A 21,452-nucleotide genomic window follows, 5' to 3' on the forward strand; every position below is an offset into this window, starting at 1 on the left:
TTATACCAATTTTTTATAAAGCTGCATAGAATTCGATCCCCCCTAACCCCCCTTAAAAAGGGGGGAACCGGAAAAACATCTATCAAAGTCCCCCTTTTCAAGGGGGATTTAGGGGGATCAAGATATGTGCAACTTCACATTAAATTGGTATTAAAGGCTCAACTTCGGCTACCTCTTCACCGTATTTTATTCAATTAGAAAGATTGGAATGCTTAAAAACTTATTTTCATTTAGCGATCGCTACCGCATCTTACATCAGACTTGGTTTGCTTTCTTCCTCACCTTTGTTTGTTGGTTTAACTTTGCCCCCTTCGCTACAACCATTGGCAGAGAACTACATTTAGCACCAGAACAAATCAAAACTTTAGGCATTTGTAACCTTGCCCTCACAATTCCCGCACGACTAATTATTGGGATGCTTCTGGATCGTTTTGGCCCCAGAATCACCTACTCAATGCTGCTAATGTTTGCGGTTGTTCCTTGTTTAGCGACGGCGCTAGCGCAAGACTTTAATCAACTAGTCATCAGCCGTTTGCTGATGGGAATTGTCGGATCTGGATTCGTTGTGGGTATCCGTATGGTGTCCGAATGGTTCCAGCCGAAGGAGATGGGAATTGCTCAAGGTATTTATGGCGGTTGGGGTAACTTTGGGGCTTTTGGTGCAGAGTTTGCCTTACCGATACTTGCAGTTTCCACGAGCTTTTTCGCTGGTGGTGCTTCTAACTGGCGATTTGCGATCGCATTTACAGGGATTATTGCAGCTATCTACGGCGTAATTTATTACAACAGCGTCCAAGATACGCCCCCAGGTAAAGTCTACAAAAAACCTAAGAAAAATGGTTCTCTAGAAGTAACCAGTGTTAAAAGCTTTTGGGCGATGATTGTCTCGAATTTTGGTTTAATTTTCGCCTTGGGTTTATTGGCTTGGCGTTTGGAACAAAAGAACATTCACTTCCTAACTTTAAGCCAAATGTATTTGGTTTGGTTACTATTAGCAGGATTATTTGCTTACCAAAGTTACAAAGCTTGGCAAGTAAACCGAGAACTTTTAATTGGCAAGAAAACTTACGCTCCATCCGAACGCTTTCAATTTGGTCAAGTAGCCTTACTCGAATTCACTTATGTAACTAACTTTGGTAGCGAACTGGCAGTTGTTTCTATGCTCCCAGCATTCTTTGAAAAAACCTTTGCTTTAGAACATGTTGTCGCTGGGATGATTGCCGCTACCTATCCATTCTTAAATTTGTTTTCTCGTCCTAGTGGTGGCTTAATTTCTGATAAATTTAGCTCCCGTAAGTGGACAATGACAATTATCAGCGCTGGCATTGGTGTTAGTTATTTGATGGCACATTTTATTAATAGTAGCTGGCCAATTCCGCTAGCGATCGCAGTGACAATGATTGCCGCTTACTTTGCCCAAGCTGGTTGCGGTGCAACCTACAGCATCGTTCCCCTAATTAAAAAAGAAGCCACTGGACAAATTGCCGGTAATGTGGGAGCTTACGGTAATTTTGGCGGCGTAGTTTACCTGACAATTTTCAGCTTAACCGACGCTCCCACACTATTTTCGACAATGGGTTTAGCTGCACTAGTCTGTGCTTTTATGTGTGCCTTCTTCCTCAAAGAACCAAAAGGTTCCTTTGCCGCTGCATTTGAAGGTGAATTACCAGAAACCGCAACGAAAAACCCTATTTTATTAACTGAAGAATAGACCCAATACTGCTCGCTTTGTGCATTTTTAACTTGGCATTGGGTTTGGGGAAAAGGTTAAAGGGTAAAGGTTAAAGGTTTTTTCTTTCCCCTTTCCCCAAAACCTGACAAGTATTGAAAATAGACCTGTCTTGAAAATAGAAAGTAGGCAATCAAGCAAATAAATTCTCATAGTTCGTACTAAAGACTTTAGTCGAATGGCACTAAGAAAAGATACATAACTGGTTCCCAGCCTCTAGGCTGGGAACCCATTCTGGGAGGCTCCGCCTCCAGTAGCTTGATAAGAGGCAGAAGCCCACTTTAGATATATTCCCAGCCTCTAGGCTGAGAACAAGATGAAAGGAAAAATTCCATTTCTTTACCCCTTCCCCCTCTTCTTCATCCCACCCCTTATCCCCACAATGCCAAAAAGTCTTAAGCACTAAAGTGCTTACTACAAACTCTCTTGCATTCTCAACCTGGCGCTACATCTGAGGTTGCACAATCAAAATAATAAAATGGTACAACAGCCATGAGTGAATTTACCAAAACTCTCTGTCCCTACTGTGGCGTTGGCTGCGGTTTAGAAGTTTCACCCCCAGCTCAACTTGGCAAAGCAACTAATCGAGATAGTCAAGGAAATCCGACTTGGCGAGTGCGGGGTAACAAGGCCCATCCATCTAGTCAAGGAATGGTTTGTGTCAAAGGTGCAACGATCGCAGAATCTTTAGATAAAAATAGATTACATTACCCAATGGTGCGAGACTCCTTAGATCGAGAGTTTCGCCGCGTTAGTTGGGATGAAGCTTTCGATCTGATCGCCAAACGCATTCAAACCGTGCGTTTCACCCAAGGGCCAGAAGCCTTATGTATGTATGGTTCCGGTCAGTTTCAAACTGAGGATTATTACATAGCCCAGAAACTTATGAAAGGCTGTCTGGGTACTAATAATTTTGATGCCAACTCTCGTTTATGTATGTCTAGTGCTGTGGCTGGGTACATTCAAAGCTTTGGCGCAGATGGCCCGCCCTGCTGTTACGATGACTTGGAGTTAACCGACTGTGCATTTCTAATTGGTACTAATACAGCCGAATGTCACCCCATCGTTTTCAATCGACTGGAAAAGTATCACAAAAAGAACCGCAAAGTCAAAATGATTGTGGTCGATCCCCGTCGCACACCAACCGCAGAAGCCGCTGATTTGCATTTAGCCATTCGTCCCGGTACAGATATCGACTTGTTGAACGGCATCGCCCATTTGTTGATGCGCTGGAACTACATTGATACGATGTTCATGGAGGACTGCACCAGCAACTTTCCCGCTTATGCTGAGGTTATTCGCCACTATCCGCCAGAAGTGGTAGCTCGCCAATGTGGAATCAGTATTGAAGATTTAGAAACAGCAGCACGTTACTGGGGTAAATCTGAGCGAGTACTGTCTTTGTGGTCAATGGGTGTAAATCAATCTTCAGAAGGGACAGCTAAGGTTAGAACGATTATTAACCTGCACCTGATGACTGGACAGATTGGCAAACCTGGGGCTGGCCCTTTTTCCCTCACAGGTCAACCGAACGCGATGGGAGGACGGGAAGCCGGAGGTTTGGCGCATTTATTACCGGGTTATCGGGCGGTGAAAAATCCCCAGCACCGCGCAGAAGTTGAGGAGTTTTGGGGACTCAAGCCAGGACAAATTTCGCCCAATCCCGGTTTGACTGCTTGGGACATGATTACTGGGTTAGAAAATGATGCTGTAGGGTTACTGTGGATTGCAGCTACTAATCCGGCTGTGAGTATGCCAGATTTAGAGCGGACTAAAAAGGCATTGTTGCGATCGCCTTTCACTATTTACCAAGACGCATATTATCCCACAGAAACTTCTGCCTACGCTCACGTTCTACTACCAGCAGCCCAGTGGGGTGAAAAAACTGGCGTGATGACAAACTCCGAACGGATGGTAACTTTATGTCAAGCATTTCGCCAACCACCAAGAGAAGCGAAAGCCGATTGGGAAATTTTTGCCGAAGTTGGACGTAGATTAGGTTTTGAGAAAGAGTTTGCCTTTGCTAACTCTGCGGAAGTTTACGCTGAGTTTGTCAAACTAACTAAAAATCGCCCCTGCGATATGACGGGTATCAGTCACGCGCAATTACAAGTAGAAGGCCCGACGCAATGGCCTTACTCTGAAGAGAGCAGGGGAAGCAGAGGAGCAGGGGAAGCAGGGGGAGAAACCCGTCAAAAGCGTTTATACACTAACTTGCGCTTCCACACCCCTGATGGACGCGCTCGATTTGGGGCATATTACTCCAAGGGATTGGCAGAACCGCCAGACCCAAATTATCCGTTTGTGCTAACGAATGGACGACTTTACGGACATTGGCATACGCAGACACGCACCGGTCGAATTGAAAAAATTTGCAAAATGCATCCCGAACCGTTTATCGAAATTCATCCCCGTGATGCTGCTCAGTTAGGTATTGCCGATAGTATGTATATAGAAGTGCGATCGCGTCGTGGTAAAGCGAAGTTTCCTGCTAAAGTCACAAAAGCGATCGCACCTGGTACAGTTTTTGTCCCTATGCACTGGGGTTCGCTGTGGGCAGATAATGCCGAAGCCAACGCCCTCACCCATCCAGAATCTTGCCCCGATTCGCTGCAACCAGAATTAAAAGCCTGTGCTGTGCAGCTGATACCAATTTCGCTGGAAGTTCCCATCAAAGATTATCAACTCCAGTCCTCACAATATAGCAATCCGATTTGATTCGCAGAATTACTCGTAAAGGCCGGGGACTAGGGACTAGGGACTGGGGACTGGGAAGAAGGAATAAAGGTGTACTGAGTTTTTTTCACGCAAAATATGAGTCCTATAGTCAGCTGCAAAGTGTAGCCCGGAAGTGGTAATTTATAACCAGCAACAGGTAATTTCGTCAATAATCAATAGTCAATAGTTATTATCATTTTTTCTAACTCTCTAATTTTGACTGTTACCAATTACTATATTTAAAGAGATAAATTTTTAGTAACAAGGGATTTTACTAAAGTTTATTTTCGCTATGGATAAAGAATAAAAAAGCAGAGATATTTACAAAAAATTGTCAATTATTTCCAATCCTTTAGATTTATCTATGGGATTTTCTTTTATTTGAGAATTGGGTGCAGCAGATGAAAAAGCTAATGAAACGAATGCTAGGAGCTACCAGCGATCGGAACTTTATGCACGTCATTGAAAACATAGAAGTGCTAGTTTCTAAAGTTCTATCTATTTTTATGGTGATCGTAATTTTGGTAACTATCGGAGATTTAGGAATTTTTATTTTTAAAGAGTTATTTACAGTTCCTTATGGTAAATTTAACTCAACCTTGTATAAAATTTTCGGTTTATTTTTAAATATTTTAATTGCTTTAGAAATCTTAGAAAATATTACTGCCTATCTCCGACGACATGTTTTTCAGGTTGAATTAGTTATTGTCACTTCTTTAATAGCTGTTGCCAGAAAAATTATTATTCTTGACTTAGAAAAAGTTCCAGGAATTGATATAATTGGCTTAGGTATAGCTATTCTTGCTTTATCAATTAGTTATTTAATAATTCGTCTTAGTAATTCTAAAGATGCAAGCTAAATAAAATGCCTAATAAACTATAGCAGTTCTCAATTGCATGGAATACAGACCACTTTTAAAGGTACAGCAATTTTGGGTTTGTTAAGCAACAATATAAATTATTAATTTTGAATGCGTGAATTTTGATTCGGAGCGAAGCGACGTGACAGATTTCTTTCAATTTGAAGCAGACTTTGTTGATTCTCTGCGTTGCATCCCCATGCAGGTGCGTTGTAAATTAGATACTTGTGGCATCAAGCTAAAATTGCCTGATTGGAATCAAATGACGACAGATGAGCGTCAAGCTTTAGTGGAATTACCTTGCACTACAGAAACAGAAATTCAGTCTTACCGCGAGTATATCGAGCAATTAATCATACAACGTACAGGTGTACCAGCTAAAAAATTGCCCATTGAGCCTCACCCTGCATGGCTAGATGCCACTGTACCAGCTAGCCTTCAGGAAAAAGCTCAAGAAATAGGTGTAACCCTGACACCGCAAAATTGGGCAGCTTTAACACCCTTACAGCGTTTTGCTTTGATTAAACTCAGCCATCCAGGACATGAAAACAAAAATTTTCCGAGAGCGATCGCAGAATTTAATCTGCTTTAATTTACCATTCGATCGCGATCGTTGAATTATCGTTGTGTTCCTAGAAGATGTATTAATTTTTGTTAAATAATCACTCTGAAATGATACATGACAGCACAGTGATTGATGTTATGGATCAAAAACTTGTACATAAACTAACGCCGAAAAAAGTTGACTCTAAATTAATATTTACTTTATAAAAAACTATTGATGACTAATTAGGTGAGGGTAACAAATATATGGCTGCAAAGAAACTTTTGATGCTTGTTGGCGACTATGTAGAAGACTATGAAGTGATGGTTCCTTTCCAGACCTTGCAAGTAGTGGGACACACTGTCCATGCAGTTTGCCCCGACAAAAAAGCTGGCGATCGGGTGCGGACAGCAGTTCATGACTTTGAAGGAGACCAGACTTACAGCGAAAAACCCGGACACAATTTTACTTTAAATGCAACGTTTGCAGAAGTAGAAGCCACAACCTACGATGCCTTAGTCATTCCTGGAGGAAGGGCACCAGAATATCTCCGCCTCAATCAGCAGGTGCTAGAAATCACCCGTCACTTTGCCCAAGCCAATAAACCAATTGCTGCCATTTGCCACGGCTTGCAGTTATTAGCAGCTGCTGATGTATTGCAAGGCAAGAGATGTACTGGCTACCCTGCTTGTAGCCCAGATATCAAGAGTGCTGGAGGAATCTATGTTGATATCCCTGTCGATCGGGCAATAGTTGATGGTAACTTAGTGACAGCACCGGCTTGGCCTGCTCACCCACATTGGCTAGCAGAATTCCTCACAGTACTGGGAACTAAGATTGAACACCCAGAATTGACTACAGTTGTTTGAGACAAGATACTAGAAATCTTTTGGTTCACTTCATAACAGTTTCTTCCCCTACTCCTTACTCCAAAAGAGCTTTGGCAAAAACAACTGACAACAGACGACTAAAAATTATATATTTTTGAAATGGAACTAAATGCAGTAAAAAATACTATTTTTTAATAAATTGCAGTGGGTTTAATTTGCCGCTACGATGTCAAAAGTACAGCATCGAGACAATCTGATTGAGCTGCCGAACAAGCCAGTTTTAGGGCAAACTCTCAGCAGATGGAATACTTCTTTACATGAGATGAAACAATTTGAAATTTTGCACCAATAATTTTAAATTTCTTAGCAGTAAGTGAAGCTATAGTGGATTTAGCAATGCTGCTGCTAATGTGGCTAAGGTTAGTCCTGCTGCCAAATTATGTGAAGAATTAGTTTAGAAACCCACTTCTTATCGATGACAGGCAAAAACGCAAGACATAATGCATTTCTGCGGCTAGTGTCTGGTAATGGGGCAGCTTTGGGAGCAGAATCTCGCTACTCGCTGCCCCCCAGTAAAGAGATGGTAATTGGACGCGACCCCAGCTGCCAAGTTGTCTTGGATGCCATGATGTACCGAATGGTATCTCGTCGTCATGCAGTGGTTCGTCCCCTGTCTCTATCCCCAGATAGCAAATTTAGCTGGGTGCTTTGTGACTTGAATAGTGCTAATGGCACTTATTTGAATGGACAACGCTTATATGAATGTCAGGAATTGCACCCAGGCGATCGCATTTCTCTAGGTACTGATGGGCCGCAATACATTTTTGAATACGAGTATACCTCACTGACTCTGGCAACGACGGTGAACCAAGTTACACCACTGCCTTCAGCGACGGACTACCACAACCACACGCAATTAAAGCAGCCAGATTCTGTTAGCTTCACCCAGCTTTTTCCAATTATTTCCACTGGTAAAGATTTAACTAGTAAAGCTTACCTCGTACCGGGAATACTGACCGTAATTTTTGTGGTGCTGATGTTCGCTACAGTCGGTCGCCCCCAAGCTAATCAAGTGATCGTCGCAAGTTACATCGCCTTCGCTGCCTACTATTTTGTTTACCAACTTTGCGGAAAACAGAAGCCCTGGTGGGTGCTAATGGCTACGTCATTGGGTACAATCCTGATTTTGCTCAGTCCCCTGTTGGATCTATTTATTTTCGTATTTCGCGGCATTCTGCCTGGAAGCTTGCCCACACCCCAAGAATCTATCACCTTCACAGAGTTACTGGTGCGGATGTTTTTTGGCGCTGGATTGATGGAGGAATTACTCAAGGCATTACCTGTACTAGGGGCTTTTGCCATCGGCAGAATGTTGTCTTCACCTTGGCGAGAACGCATCGGCATCTGGGAACCTCTAGATGGTATCCTCCTGGGTACGGCTTCTGCTGTAGGCTTCACTCTCTTGGAAACTCTCGGTCAGTATGTGCCGGATATCACTCAAAATGTCACGCAACAGGTGGGTATAGGGGCTGCTGGTCAACTTGCAGGTTTACAACTGCTAATTCCGCGAATTTTAGGCTCTGTAGCTGGACACATGGCTTATAGTGGCTACTTGGGTTATTTTATCGGGTTGGCTGTCCTCAAACCTAGTAGAAGTTGGCAAATTCTGTCTATTGGTTATTTGAGTGCTTCTGCACTCCACGCTCTCTGGAATGCTACAGGGTCAATCAATGCCTTGCTGTTGGTAGTTGTTGGAGTGTTATCTTACGCCTTTTTGATGGCAGCAATTCTCAAGGCACGGGCGCTGTCACCAACGCGATCGCAAAATTTTGCTACCCGATTTCTTGGCCCAAAATAGAAGAAGCAGGGGAGCAGGGAGCAGGGAGCAGGGGAGAAAAAGCAATGCTTGAGTATTTACCTCTTGGGATAGATGTCCTAATTTGAAAATTAGCGTACTGTTAACTTATCGTGGAGTAAATATACTTAACAAAAATAAAAAATCATAAAACTTATTGCAAAAAGTCTTGATTTTCAACTCTTCCTTTGCATAACGCCAACCAACATCTTTGCAAAAGACACTTCAAAATAGAGTAAACAGCAAAGAGCGGGTTACACGAACACAATTGCATAATGAAAGCTTTTCCTATCCCCTACTCCCCATTCCCTCTTCTTCATTCATAGTTCCGGCTGAGATTTGTTAAGTTCAGTAAAAGCATAAGAAGCGATCGCTAAACTAACTTTTGCTTTATCTACTTCTGATAAAGCTGTCCATTCGCTGTTGTGAAGATTACTGAGTGCGGATGTTACATTTTGCGATTCGCTACTTCGCATAGCGTAAGCAAAAGGACGAGCCAAAACGATCAGATCCTCTGTTCCCCAAGCTGGTAGTACTGTCTGAACGCACTCAACCAGTTGTTCGCTGATTAATTGGCGAGCAGCAAATATCTCAGCAGCTTTGGTGGCGATGGTGTTGAGCAATATTTGGGGGACACAGGCAGAAAAATTTGTACGTAATGTTTCTTGAAGGTTAAGCACTACTGCCTGTTGTAGGTTATTGTGTCCGGGTGTAGGAGTAATACTAGACCAAAGTGTATCTAGATGTCCGTAAAAATCTTGCGATCGCCTCATTAGTTCAACACCCTGCAAATCTTCCATTCCGAACTGTTGTTCTAGTTCTTGAAAATAAGCTTCTGATTCCTCATCACTTGGATTCCAGGGATAGTTAGCATCCTCTGGTTCTAGTAACGCTTCCAATAACTCTAAATCTACTTGAGATGGCAAAGATGAGAAAGTGTCTGAGCCGTTAATTTTGTGAGCCATATTTTCTTCCCTCATGATTATTTGGTGGTATTGACAGCTACAAGTTCTAAGAGGAGATTTCCGCAAAAACTGTTGATTTTTTCTCCAAAAAAAACAGATTTTAAAAGTTAATCCTAAAGGCTCAAATTCATTTATGCAATAGCTCTGCTAGGAGTCTTCAATCACAAACTCCCAGGTTTCACCTCTAGCACTTCCAAACTTTAACTGCATCCCCGATTTCAAAGGGACTTCCTCTCGGAGGATTTGTTGCCAGCCATTAGGGCCTAAAAACCAGGTTGTCCCATAGGTGGAAAAATCTTGCAAGTAATAAGTTCGCATTAGTGTAGCATCTGTAAGAGTGTTGCGGCAGAAGATTTCGGCGTGGCGTTTGGATACAGATGGTTCGGGGATGACAATATCATTATCTTTCGTGCGGCCGATGCGGGTAACTCCATAACGCAGTAACCAAGTTTTACCTTTTGGAGTAAGCGATCGTAAACTTGCAATCGGAAGCGAGGAACCGACATCAGGAATGGCTGTATCTGGTAGTTCCGTGATACCTTCATCCAGATTCTTAATAAGTTCGCCATTAAAATCTGGATGCAGGTAGAGAACAGGCAAAGTCCAAGCAGGTTGATTAAATTTATACAGTGTTAACAACTCTTGCCTAGCCTGTGCTACGGCTTCATCAATTGGCTTGTGCGATCGCAAAGCTTCGGTAAAGGCTTGAATAAAACTGTGGCTTTCATGGTCAGCGATTTCATCGCGCATCCCCAAAACCGCAGGCACACCGTGACGAATCAATACTTCTGCTAAACTGCTGGCAGGGATAGCTTGACGATCGATCGCAGCTGGTTGTGCGCCCCAACAGGCGTTAAAAACCGCTAGTTTCACACCTGTACGGGTCAATACTTGCGCCAATTCTATGCCATTGAGGGGCATATCTGGTCGCAAAAACAGTAACCCTCCATCTGGGTCTGGCAAACCATGTCCAGCGTAAAAGAAAACATTGTATTCATTGGTTTCTAATTCATCAATCAACTGTTGTGGAGTTGGTTGAATGAGTTGATTCACTACACAAGGTGCATATCTTTGGGAGTTAGCAGGCGTATCTGCAAGAGCTTGTTGTAAGATAGCGGCTTCTTGTTCTAGTTGCAGCTTGTCATCATGGCCTAAAACCAGCAGAATACTTAAAGCTTGGTCAGTTCGCAAATACGGCAAAGCGTCAACTTCTGTGCTGGTGCGACTAAATAGCAAATCTTGGGAGAGAGACATCGCCGATTGACCAGGCTCACGCTGCATAATTTCCCAAGGGAAAGCGATCAGATCCGGGTCGCGAATTTCTAGTCGAAAGCGCAAACGTGTATGCTGACCCATAGCAATACCGCGACTGCGTTCTAGACTACCAAGAATTTGCCCGTCGAATACCCAGCGCCATAAATTCATTCCCAAGTATTGCATCAGACGACTGCTGTAAGGGCCAGTAGGTTGACCTGAAGGAGGTGAAATCCAATCTATGGGAAATGGGTTGGACTTTTGAGATGTTGAGTTAGGGGAAATATCTAGGCGACCATGACCAGCAAACATCTGCTGCCATTCTTGCCAGACTTGGGTAAGTTCAACAGGCCATACACAGTCACGTAAAACGTAGCCACTGGGATAGGGAGCCTTGACCACCCAAATGGCGAAGTTGTCAGTGCCAGTATTTACGAGACGGGCGATCGCCAAATTCAGGGATGGCATGGATTCATTAAACTAAAAGCTAAAACAAATAATTTCAAGAGAAGAAGAAAACAGATACGCCAGAATCCAGATTCAGAATAAATGAGTAGGGGATTTAAACCCGACATTAATTGTGTTGCACCAAATTAGAGAGATGGTAGGGGTTTTGAACTCGGTTATTCATCTATCAGTAGTACATAATTCATTCTGAATTTTGACTCCTGACTCCTGAATTCTGTTTTGATAACAATTCTCAAAGGTGAAAATTTTCTATTTTTTTGACCTTGTAAGTTTTTTACTCTGATTGTTACCTGTTATTATTCCAGGTTTTTACCAGTTTATCGAGTATTTGATTAAGTTGGACTGGTGTTAGATGGTTCGGTAACTGGCGGTTGCGTCACAGTTTTACATGGATTTGGTGCGTCTGATTGTAAAACAACGCCAAAACGGTTGACTTGGGAGGAGTTTAGCAATACTGTTGCTGGCAAAGGTTTTGAATTTGGGGGAACTGAGGTAGTTACAGCTGGGTTATTAGGATTAGCTGGAGTTTGGGTACTTTTATTGGCACAGACTCGCATAGACACCAAAAAACTGCCAGAAGCAGGATTTGGATTTGATTTTTTCTCAATAACTTCTAAAAAAGTCCCACGGGGGAGTGATTGGTTGTTTCCCAAGGATATGTCATTATTGGTTTTAATTATCCAACCAGAAGAAAGATTAGCTAGCGATCGCGGCGGTGGGGGTGTCGTTTCAATGCCAGGGTTTTGAGTTTGTAAGGGATTGGAAAAAATTGGAGAGGTTCCTCGCAGTTGCTTGACGAACAATCCTAAAAAACCTGCTGCGACCACAAATATTAATGGAACTATCCACTGTAGGGGGAATTGACGAGTTTTAGCCTGTTCAGTGTCTGGAATCACCTGAGTTTTGTGGTTTGGGCTGCCTAAAACTGTTGCATCTGTCGCCTTGGATGCTAAATCAACAGTTTTGGCAGAATAGCTCTGGGGAATCACTGCTTGGATGGTGATTTCTGGTTCCCAATATTGGACTTGATAGTGAACTAAAGCGACGGTGACATTATCGTGTCCATTTTTCGTGTTAGCAATTTCGACTAATCTATCGGCAACAGTTGCTATATTTGCTTCCCCAGCTAAAATCGGCAAAATTTCTGTTTCCCAGTACTCCTCTACCCGATCGAAGTCACTCAAACCATCGGATGTGAGCAAAAAAACGGCATCTTCATCGAGCATAAACCGTCCCGATGTGGGATGCAATGAAGTGCTAGAACCCATCCCCAAAGCTTGAACCAGAGATCCAGCGGCACTCTGTTGTACTGCCTCGCGGTAAATGGCATAACCTAGTCGCACTTCACGGGAGGCGACATCATCATCAAGGGTAACTTGATAACAGCCGTGGCGTGTAATCCAGTAAGCACGACTATCGCCGACGTGGGTAATATACATTTCATGAGCAACAGGCAATGCCATGACTAAAGTTGTGCCCATACGTTGACGCCCTTGGCGATTTTCACCGTCATTGCGCTGACTGATTTTGTCATTGGCCATTGCCACTGCCTTATCTAGGTCATTCAGCAACATTGAAGGGTCTATGTGGTCGTAGGGAACCTTTGTTAGTTGCTGTACCTGCTGCTGGATGGTTTCAATGGCTAAATTTGAGGCGACATTGCCGCCTTCGTGTCCGCCGATGCCATCACAGACAATTGCTAAGGCTGTTGGCTGGGGTGGTTTGCTCACTAGAGTTCCACTGGGAGGGCTACAGGCATCTTCGTTACGTTGACGACTGGGCCCGGTGTCGGTTTTGGTGATAATTTGGATCGTGGGTGTTTGCGATCGCCCTAACCCAGCCAGTCCCCGATCTAAAACTCCGATTAATTGATCGGTGGAATTAATCTCTCCCTGAATTAAGGCCAGACTAACGCGATCGACAAATTCCGCGATCACTGGTTTGGCTGTGCTAACCAACTGCTGCCAAAATTCACCTAATTGCGGCAATTCTGGTGATGTAGCGCTGTCAAAACGCAATTCCAACAACCGGACTAACGATCCTTCTACCCGTAATACATAAGAGTCAAGTAAGCTAGAAGCGACACCTTCACTTACTAGAGGTTGCCACAGATGAGCTATTTGCCACAACCAATTCAGTTGGCGCATTGATGTTGCATCACGCCAAGCGGTGGTTAACTCGCTGCCCAGATGAACTTGTTGGATAGTGTCATCTACTAATAGTGGCGGTTTTTCTAAGAGTAATATTTCTCGGTGGGAAGACCCGTCAGCAACAAAAAGCACTCCATATACCTGCGGTACGTGCAAACGGTAGGGAATCAGTCTCAGGTAAGCTTTTAGAGGCTGCAAATTATCTAACTCAGGCGTTAACGCTAATAAACCAGGCTTCGTATCTAAAAGAACAAATTTATCAAGGATTAAATAGCGATCGGCTAATATTTCTCCAGGGCTACCCACGCTTGGGCTATCTACCACAGCCCAGAGATAATTTTTAGGTAGGGGCGTAGAACATCGCTGGCAAAACTTGTGAGTCAGGGGGTTGGCAGCCTGACAATTTTCGTTTGGACAGTAGAGCGTTGCCGCGTCATTTTCCATAGTTTTCGCACCGATCAGCGATTGGCAATTTCTTTAATAGCATTAGTAGGGACAATCTAGACCGCTCATCTTTCTTAAACTTGACATACCCAGACTTTAGATGATGATTTTAGCTGGCGGATATCAGCAGGTGCTAATACAAAACTTATCCAAAAAATACGCTCCTAACTCAACCCTACAGCCTAATCATAGCTTCTGTTGCCCTGTGACTCTCCATCGCCAAAGCAACTAACTCCAACCCTGTCACCACAGCATAACCCAAGCATAACTGCACGATTTGCTTTTGGTAAATTACCCCATCATCAACAGGCAGATAATGTTGGTATTTATTTAGTTTATAAGTAGGATAGCAAGAATTAACTTTAATTTAAGAATTAAGAATAGCAAATATTAATTTTGGCAAAAGTACCCGATCAATGCATTCAATAGTGCTGAGTGCTGAGTGCTGAGTTAAGAGTTATTCTCCCCTCTGCCCCACTCAGCACTCAAAACTTGGAACTCAGCACTCTTTGTACAGAAAGGTTTAGGCAGCCCGCTACCAACTCATTGGCTTATTGCTTGTCGTCAATGGCAACTTGAGGAATTCCCATGCTGTAATTAGTAACACGGGCAGAAAGATTGTAGCTGACTTCGCCGAGTTGCAGAAGCGATCGCAGATAATGCTCTAAATCTGACCCTACACGGCGCAAGTTATAGTCTGTGAGGTCTGCGCCACTAGATGCTTCTACTAGTTCATCAAATTTTCGATAAATTTTTTGCAGTGCATCTTCATTCCAATTAAATTCGTTATCTGGGTCAACATCTAAGGTTAAGACTTGTTGACTAGGAACTAGATCGCCATCCCGGTCAATTTCACCTGCAAAAATGCGGATATGCCGGGTTGTGGACTTGAGCAGCATCGGGTTATCCATAAAAAGGTGTAAGATTTGCGTGAATTACACTGAAATTATTGTAGACGTTATATCCGACCTTGAATGCTCTCAATTTAAAAGCTTTGAATGCTGTTTTCAAAGGGTAGATTGAATGGTCATAAGTAAAAATATCATCTTTCCTGATGAGTTTGCTACTACTGTTATGAGTTGAAGATATATTTAACTGCTAGTACTGACAGTAGTTGAATTATTTTTCTGTAAAAATTAATTGGTAGAATATTTTCATTTAGTCTCTAAATCTGACTTACTGCTAAGATTTTTAGACTCAAACAATCCCAAATGGCAGTAAAACAAGGTACTCAGCAGGAATAATTCGATCTGTGTACTTTTTTTATGGAGAACAAAAGTTTTGACATTAATAATTATGCCGAGCAATTTCTCCGGAATTTTCTATTGCAAAAAACGTACATCAAGTAATTTCACGCAATAGCGCTACATCGACCGCTGGCTGTAGTAAACTCCCAAAATATCAGCGGTTTTACTTACGTATAAACACTAAAATTTGAGTAACAAGTCAAACTGTTATTGACGTTCACATAAAGTTGATGTAAAAACCTTTAAAAAGGTTGAACAACTTCTTACAGAAACTTTATTGTGTAGAATCTTAAAAACTGAATAATAGTTATGGCTTACCATAAGCTACATCTGGCACAGAAACCTTAAAATCTAGACACTGAAAATCTAGCTTGAAAATACACCACTGGAGAGTGAAATGGAATACAAAGGTGATTGATGAAGAAAAATTCTTAATTCAAGCACTTTGGATTCAAAAGAGATATAAAGAATTTTGCTGGACATCTATCTCCTTACCCTCATGACAACCAAGTAAAGGAATCTCAATAGTTATGAACTCCAAAGCATTACCATGCCAGATAAATAATCTCGAAGTAGGTGTTTATGAGTGTGAAATACATCTCAAATTCCGGTTGATTGAGGAAAAGAGTCTATTGAGCGATCGCGAGCAACTCTTACAGGTGCTACTTGATGCTTTAACCGAAGGATCTGATGACTTTCTAGAAACGCTCCAAGCGTCCGTTAAAGCCCAAGAAGTATCTGAGTTTAAAGCCTCACCTCAAATGCGGCGTCAGCTAATGCGCTTGCGTAATGTCGCGGAAAACTCTTCAACCTAAAGGTGTAATTTAAGTAGTGAAAAACGTGAATTGGGCATCAAATCAAATGTTGATCCCATACCCCCGTTGCCATAAAAACTAAGCAGTCAGTAGATTTCATAAAATATATTGATTTCTACCTTGTGAAAGTCTTATTTAGCAACAGAAAGTCCCAGGAACAGTTTCCGCTATTAAAAACTTTGTAGCAAAGAATACTGGTAGAATCTGAAAGCAAATTCAGCCGGGTGCATTTTACCGAGTTTTTATCAAAACATTGCAGAATAATAAAACCCTGTGTCTTTACAGATGGGGAATTGGACAACAGACGCAAATCAAATGAAAATCTAAAAGAGCAAAGTAAAAATAAATAACCTTCCTTTTGGCTTTTTGCTGAAGCTAAGTGCCTGATTTGCTGAAAGACTTATGTTTTATCTATTACTGGTAATAGGTCACGGTTTAGCAGCTAGTTAGCTATTATCAATTACCCAGAGACAGAACCTGACTTTTCACGGTATCTGGAAAACCTCTGTTCTATTTCTCTCTTCTAAAAGGAGAGAGACTTTGAATTCTCCCCCTTCCCGCCACGGTTGGGGGTTGGGGGGTTAGGTCAATCGTTGGCTTTTCCACATAACGTGAAAAGTCAGAGGCAGGACAGATGAGAGAGACAAGGGGACAAGTCTCTCCCTTCTTCCTTGTCCACCTTGTCTACCTTAGACCTCTTGCAAAAGTGCTTTTTGCAAGAGAGGGAAAAGGGTAAAGGTTAAAGGGGAAGAGGACGATACAGAACTTTTTCCCCTTCCCCTTTCCCCTTTTTCCGACTTATGCAAGAGGTCTCTTGTCTACCTTGTCATCTTCTCCAGACTCAATACTTCCCTACCAGAGGCTGCGTCAACGGCTTCTCTAAGAGACGCTACAACGCGAACGCTCAGTACAAGTAAAAATATCCCAATGCCTATTTAGCAAGACCGTGTTCTAGAGCAAAACGAACTAACTCTGTACGGCTATTGGTACCGGTTTTACTAAATAAACGGCTGACGTATTTTTCTACATTGCGGACGCTGGTTTCTAAGCGACGGGCGATTTCTTTGTTCATTAACCCTTCTGCGACCAAATTTAAAACACTTTGTTCTCTGGGAGTCAAATCAATTTTAAAAGGGGCTGGCGATTGGGAAATAGCATTTCTTTGAGTTAACAATGTTTTAATTTGGGAAATCTGATTGGCTAGTTCAGCAAGATCGGGGGTTTCAGTGTCATCTCCCGAACTCGCAGCCTTAGCGGCGCGACGGGCTAGCAAATTTTCGACTATAGCCACTAACTCGTCTGGATCGAAGGGTTTAGGTAGATAGGCATCAACACCAGCGTGATACCCTTGAATGCGATCGCCTGTCATACCTTTAGCAGTTAAAAATACTACTGGGAGTGCTTGGAAACGGGGGTCTTCTCGTAGTTGCTTTAGGAATTGATAGCCATCCACTTGAGGCATCATCACATCAGAAATCACTAAATCAGGTGTATTCAGCTGCATCCATTCCCAACCTTCAAGGGCGTTACTGGCGACTTGAACGCTGAAACCGCTCTCTTGCAAATAGTCTTTCACGGCTTCCCGTATCCCTGGTTCATCATCCACCAGTAACAATTGTGCTGACATTTAAAATTCCCTTGAGTTTTCCTTTTTCCAATTTAGCGAAAGTTGGTAGGCATTGAGCAACTTGAATTCACCTCTACCGCCTCAAAAGCTTTTCAAGTTGACATCTGTGCCTCCATCAACTCTGTTGCTGCATTAACGATTGTGCCTTCATAAGGACAGGGTGGCCGCAAAGTTGTCCAACATTTCCCTGTAGCAAGATCCCAACAGTTGATGGTTTCATGTTGGCTACCGCTAAGGAAAGTTGGCTCGTCTTGAATCAAACTAAGCCACCATATAGTAAGGCAGTCTCTAGTACCTATGATTCATGATTGCTATGAGAATAAAAAAAGCGTTCTTATCAATTACGAATTTTTTAATAACCCTTACCATTGAGGATTTTCCATGATTAATGCTTCTGCTGCCGAGCTATTTAACGGAACTGAGAAAAAATGTCCTTGGACATATTGACAGTTTAACTTTCTTAGAACTAATAGTTGCTCTTTTGTCTCTACCCCTTCGGCAAGCACATCCACACCTAGCTTGTGCGCTAAAGTGACAATTATCTCAATAATTTCTAAATTCTTACTATTAGTGCCCATCAAGCTGATGAAAGAACGGTCAATTTTCAACACACTAATCGGAAAGTTATAAAGACCACCTAATGAAGAGTAGCCTGTACCAAAGTCATCAATTGATAACTCAATACCCATCTCTCGAAGTTGTAAAATTGCGGCAGTTACCTTATCGCCATTTTCCACAATTGCCTTTTCAGTAATCTCTAGGATTAGAGTACCAGCATCCAGGCCAGTTGAATGCAAAATTTGCCCAATCTGCTCTATCAAGTCCGGCTGAGAAAATTGCTTGACGGAGAGATTAACACTAATTTTCTCTAGTAATTTAGAACGATAACATACCCGCCAAACTTGCATCTGGCGGCAGGCTTCATGCAAAGCCCATTTGCCAATGGAGAAAATTAGTCCAGTTTCCTCTGCTAGGGAAATAAAATCTGCTGGATTAAGTAGACCACGCTCTGGGTGCTGCCAGCGCAATAGAGCCTCAAAACCTAAAATAGAGCCACTAACAAGCGAAACAATCGGTTGATAATAAACCCGAAATTCTTCGCGTTCAATTGCTCGGCGCAAATCAGTCTCTAACTGCAATCTCGCTAGAGCATCAGCATACATATCTGAGTTGAATAGCTCATAACGCGCTCTGCCTATCATCTTGGCTCGATACATTGCTGTATCTGCATCCCTTAACAGTTCTTCTGGGTGTTGATAGTCTACTGTCGAACTCAACGCGATGCCAATACTTGCCGTGATGAAGACTTCTTGTCCGTCAAGTTTAAAGGGTAATGCCAGTTCCTTCTGAATCCGTTCAGCGACTTTGATGGCGTCTGACACATCCTGGATTCCCTCAAGCAGGATTGTAAATTCGTCTCCCCCAAGCCGTGCTGCTGTATCTATGGAGCGTATACATGTTTGTAGTCTACTTGCAATAGCAAGTAGCAATTGGTCTCCATTTAGGTGTCCAAGGCTGTCATTGATCACCTTAAACCGATCTAGGTCGATAAATAGCACAGCATATAGATAATCTGAATGCCGTTTTGAATAATTTATCGCATGTTTTAGGCGGTTCATAAATGCAACGCGGTTTGCCAGACCGGTCAGTGTGTCGTGAAAAGCAAGGTGCAGTAGTTGTGACTCGACTCTTTTACGTTCTGTAATTTCATTTAGCAATTTCTGATTTGCTTTTACCAGTTCCGCTGTCCGTTCCGCCACCCGTATTTCTAACTCGCTGTAAGCTTGGTACAACATTTCTTCAGTTTGTTTGCGTTGGCTGATGTTGCACAACAGCCAACGCCAGCCAAGGTGCTTCTCTTCAAAATCGTATACTACAGACGCTCTCACATTAGCAGGGAAAGGCTTTCCTTTCCGTGGCTCTAGGTGAATTTCCCAGTTCAGTATCTCTTGCAAATTGTTTATTTGAGAGTTAAAGGACTGGCGGTCTTGTTGAGCAATAAAAAGAATTAATGGTTTACCTACTAAATATTTTTGTTGTACGCCGAGCAAAGTTGCTGCTACATGGTTAGCCTCTAGAATTATCCCGTTGGTATCAGTTACCAAGTAACCATCTGGAGCAAACTCGAACAAGTCTTGGTAACGCTGACGCTCTTTCTCTACTGCCGCTCGTGTTACCTTTAACTCCTCGGAAGCTGTCAATAGTTCTTCCATTGCGGTGTTAAGTTCCTCGAAAGCCTCTGTTATCATCTCCTGTTGTGAGTTCAGCTTACTACCATAGTATTTTAATAGTCCCTGTATCTGTGAGCACAATTTATCTATCTGTCGATCAAATCCATCCACTTTCATGTTGCTCAACTCACAAAACTATAAAGCGTAAGTGTGAATGAAAGCAGTGGAAGCAAACCTCATGCTTTCTTCAAGACTTCAGACGCTATTGAGCAGGCAAGGAGAGAAGGTTACTTGAAAGAGCGGACACTCTATAAATATTAAAGAAGCTGGTTTTTTGATTTACTAATTTATATTTCACTAATTACGAAGCAATCAAATTTGTGTAGCTTCAATCAAATTTTAGTCCTATTTAGTGCCAACCAAAGTGCTGAGTGGTAACAAGCCCTACCTACTGTAATTTTTATTTTATTAAATATAAGTTACTAAAGTTAAAAGATTAATAACAGCATATTTGCTTTACCTGCTTTTGAAAATACTTCTTAAGATACATTCGCTTTTGTGAGCTAAGGAAAGCATAAAGTTCTCAGTCAATGCTTCTAGACTGACAAGAACGTTTTTGCTCAGGTGTTACTGAATTTAGGTATGAAAATGATTTTGCATAATTTCAAAACCTTTGTAGAGACTAGCAATTGCAACGTCTCTATACCAAGATTTACACATCTAAATCAGCAACGCCCTTTTTCTTAGTTACAGTCGAGCAATTATTTTGGCATCCTCTGGTAGCTTGGCGTCTCTTTGTCCAGCAGTACGCGCCCTCGCTGTGAATAAACCAATGGGGGTATTTAATAAATCTACAAGAGTCGCTTGACTAGCGATGCCTGGGGCGGGCTTCGCTAAAGCTTTTTTAATATCTCTTGGTACTTCCTTCAATAACCAACGTGCCAAGCGATAGCCGTATTCTCTGGGTGTCATCTCTCGCATTAAATCTACACCGTACAGTTCGTGCAGATAGCGATTTGAACGTCCATAACGCCGCCATTGACTTTGCAGTTCTTGAAGTGTAGCGCGGTGGCGGTGCTGGACGATCGCATTTGGGACAAATTCCAAACGCCCGATGTTTTCCCCCAAAATCCGCCAACAAATATCAGCATCACCACCAGTAGTTAGATAGGGACGAAATAAACCCACTTTTTCAAAGGCAATGCGTCGAATCGCCAAATTAGCTGTTTGACCATAGGGACGAAAGGAATGGTTGAGGGTATGCTTTTGCGATAAAGTTTCTTGACGGTCTGCGTGTTGTTCTAGCAAAGTTGTGCCTGGTAGTGCCAAAATTTCACCAGCAACAATTACTACTTCTGCGTTGACAAAAGGCTGAATTAGTGTGTCTAACCATTGCGGTTGTGGGCGACAATCTGCATCGGTAAAAACCATAATTTCACCCGTAGCGGCGCGAATGCCGGTATTACGAGCAGCGTAGGAGCTTTGAATTTGGTTCTCACTCAAAGGGCGAATTGTAATTGGGCAATTTTCGGCAGATATTTTTAGGATGCTAAGAGTGCGATCGCTACTGTTGTTGTCCACCAACAAGTATTCTACCCGGTCTTTTGGGTAAGTTTGAGACAACAGACAATTGATTAACTCTGGTAAATCTGCCTCACCGTTATAAATAGGAACAACCACCGACACCATTGGTAAAATGCTGGTGGCGGTGGTTGCATCAACTGGCTGATGATTCATAAATCTGAGATTTTGGAGATGGGATTAACAGCTAGTAT

Annotated in this window: 15 protein-coding genes; 7 read left to right on the forward strand and 8 right to left on the reverse strand. The window is 42.5% G+C overall.

Translation table 11 applies throughout. The annotated features are described in order from the left end of the window. Positions 1-208: 208 nt before the first annotated feature. From RMY32_RS29910 to RMY32_RS29935, 6 genes are all read left to right on the forward strand, one after another. A complete protein-coding gene (locus RMY32_RS29910) occupies positions 209-1,711 on the forward strand; it encodes a NarK family nitrate/nitrite MFS transporter (RefSeq protein ID WP_322712119.1) in 1,503 nt (500 codons plus the stop codon). A 510-nt stretch (positions 1,712-2,221) separates the two neighbouring features. Beyond that, the gene (locus tag RMY32_RS29915; protein WP_322712120.1) at positions 2,222-4,447 is read left to right on the forward strand and encodes a nitrate reductase; all 2,226 of its coding nucleotides are present in this window, start codon (positions 2,222-2,224) and stop codon (positions 4,445-4,447) included. A 401-nt stretch (positions 4,448-4,848) separates the two neighbouring features. Beyond that, the gene (locus RMY32_RS29920) at positions 4,849-5,307 is read left to right on the forward strand and encodes a phosphate-starvation-inducible PsiE family protein (RefSeq protein ID WP_322712121.1); all 459 of its coding nucleotides are present in this window, start codon (positions 4,849-4,851) and stop codon (positions 5,305-5,307) included. A 142-nt stretch (positions 5,308-5,449) separates the two neighbouring features. Then, positions 5,450-5,899: a nitrate reductase associated protein gene (locus RMY32_RS29925; protein WP_322712122.1), complete on the forward strand. Its 450-nt coding sequence runs from the start codon at positions 5,450-5,452 to the stop codon at positions 5,897-5,899. 218 nt (positions 5,900-6,117) lie between these two features. Then, positions 6,118-6,720: a DJ-1/PfpI family protein gene (locus tag RMY32_RS29930; protein WP_322712123.1), complete on the forward strand. Its 603-nt coding sequence runs from the start codon at positions 6,118-6,120 to the stop codon at positions 6,718-6,720. Between the two features lie 436 nt (positions 6,721-7,156). Then, positions 7,157-8,539 carry a PrsW family glutamic-type intramembrane protease gene (locus RMY32_RS29935; RefSeq protein WP_322712124.1) on the forward strand — a complete coding sequence of 461 codons (1,383 nt, stop codon included), beginning with the start codon at positions 7,157-7,159 and terminating at the stop codon, positions 8,537-8,539. 317 nt (positions 8,540-8,856) lie between these two features. Here RMY32_RS29935 and RMY32_RS29940 read toward each other — a convergent pair whose 3' ends face one another. The 4 genes from RMY32_RS29940 to RMY32_RS29955 form a co-directional block, all read right to left on the reverse strand. Continuing rightward, positions 8,857-9,501, reverse strand: a complete 645-nt coding sequence (locus RMY32_RS29940; RefSeq protein WP_322712125.1) for a hypothetical protein — start codon at positions 9,499-9,501, stop codon at positions 8,857-8,859. 147 nt (positions 9,502-9,648) lie between these two features. Further along, entirely contained in the window at positions 9,649-11,223 is a 1,575-nt protein-coding gene (locus RMY32_RS29945) for a CHAT domain-containing protein (RefSeq protein ID WP_322712126.1), read from the reverse strand. 332 nt (positions 11,224-11,555) lie between these two features. Continuing rightward, entirely contained in the window at positions 11,556-13,817 is a 2,262-nt protein-coding gene (locus RMY32_RS29950) for a protein phosphatase 2C domain-containing protein (protein ID WP_322712127.1), read from the reverse strand. A 551-nt stretch (positions 13,818-14,368) separates the two neighbouring features. Further along, positions 14,369-14,728 carry an NAD(P)H-quinone oxidoreductase subunit M gene (locus RMY32_RS29955; RefSeq protein WP_322671517.1) on the reverse strand — a complete coding sequence of 120 codons (360 nt, stop codon included), beginning with the start codon at positions 14,726-14,728 and terminating at the stop codon, positions 14,369-14,371. 866 nt (positions 14,729-15,594) lie between these two features. On the opposite strand from RMY32_RS29955, the gene RMY32_RS29960 reads away from it, so the two are divergent. Continuing rightward, positions 15,595-15,879, forward strand: coding sequence for an Npun_R1517 family heterocyst differentiation transcriptional regulator (locus RMY32_RS29960; protein WP_322712128.1), 285 nt, complete (start codon positions 15,595-15,597; stop codon positions 15,877-15,879). A 931-nt stretch (positions 15,880-16,810) separates the two neighbouring features. Here RMY32_RS29960 and RMY32_RS29965 read toward each other — a convergent pair. The 4 genes from RMY32_RS29965 to RMY32_RS29980 form a co-directional block, all read right to left on the reverse strand. Then, positions 16,811-17,506 (reverse strand): response regulator transcription factor, encoded by a 696-nt coding sequence (locus tag RMY32_RS29965; protein WP_322712129.1) that lies wholly within the window; start codon positions 17,504-17,506, stop codon positions 16,811-16,813. Between the two features lie 92 nt (positions 17,507-17,598). Beyond that, positions 17,599-17,766: a hypothetical protein gene (locus RMY32_RS29970; protein WP_322712130.1), complete on the reverse strand. Its 168-nt coding sequence runs from the start codon at positions 17,764-17,766 to the stop codon at positions 17,599-17,601. Positions 17,767-17,868: 102 nt separating this feature from the next. Next, a complete protein-coding gene (locus tag RMY32_RS29975) occupies positions 17,869-19,755 on the reverse strand; it encodes an EAL domain-containing protein (RefSeq protein ID WP_322712131.1) in 1,887 nt (628 codons plus the stop codon). A 669-nt stretch (positions 19,756-20,424) separates the two neighbouring features. After that, positions 20,425-21,414, reverse strand: a complete 990-nt coding sequence (locus RMY32_RS29980; RefSeq protein ID WP_322712132.1) for a glycosyltransferase — start codon at positions 21,412-21,414, stop codon at positions 20,425-20,427. Between the last annotated feature and the right edge of the window lie 38 nt (positions 21,415-21,452).

It is taken from the genome of Nostoc sp. ChiSLP03a (genome assembly GCF_034531215.2).
Taxonomy (GTDB): domain Bacteria; phylum Cyanobacteriota; class Cyanobacteriia; order Cyanobacteriales; family Nostocaceae; genus Nostoc.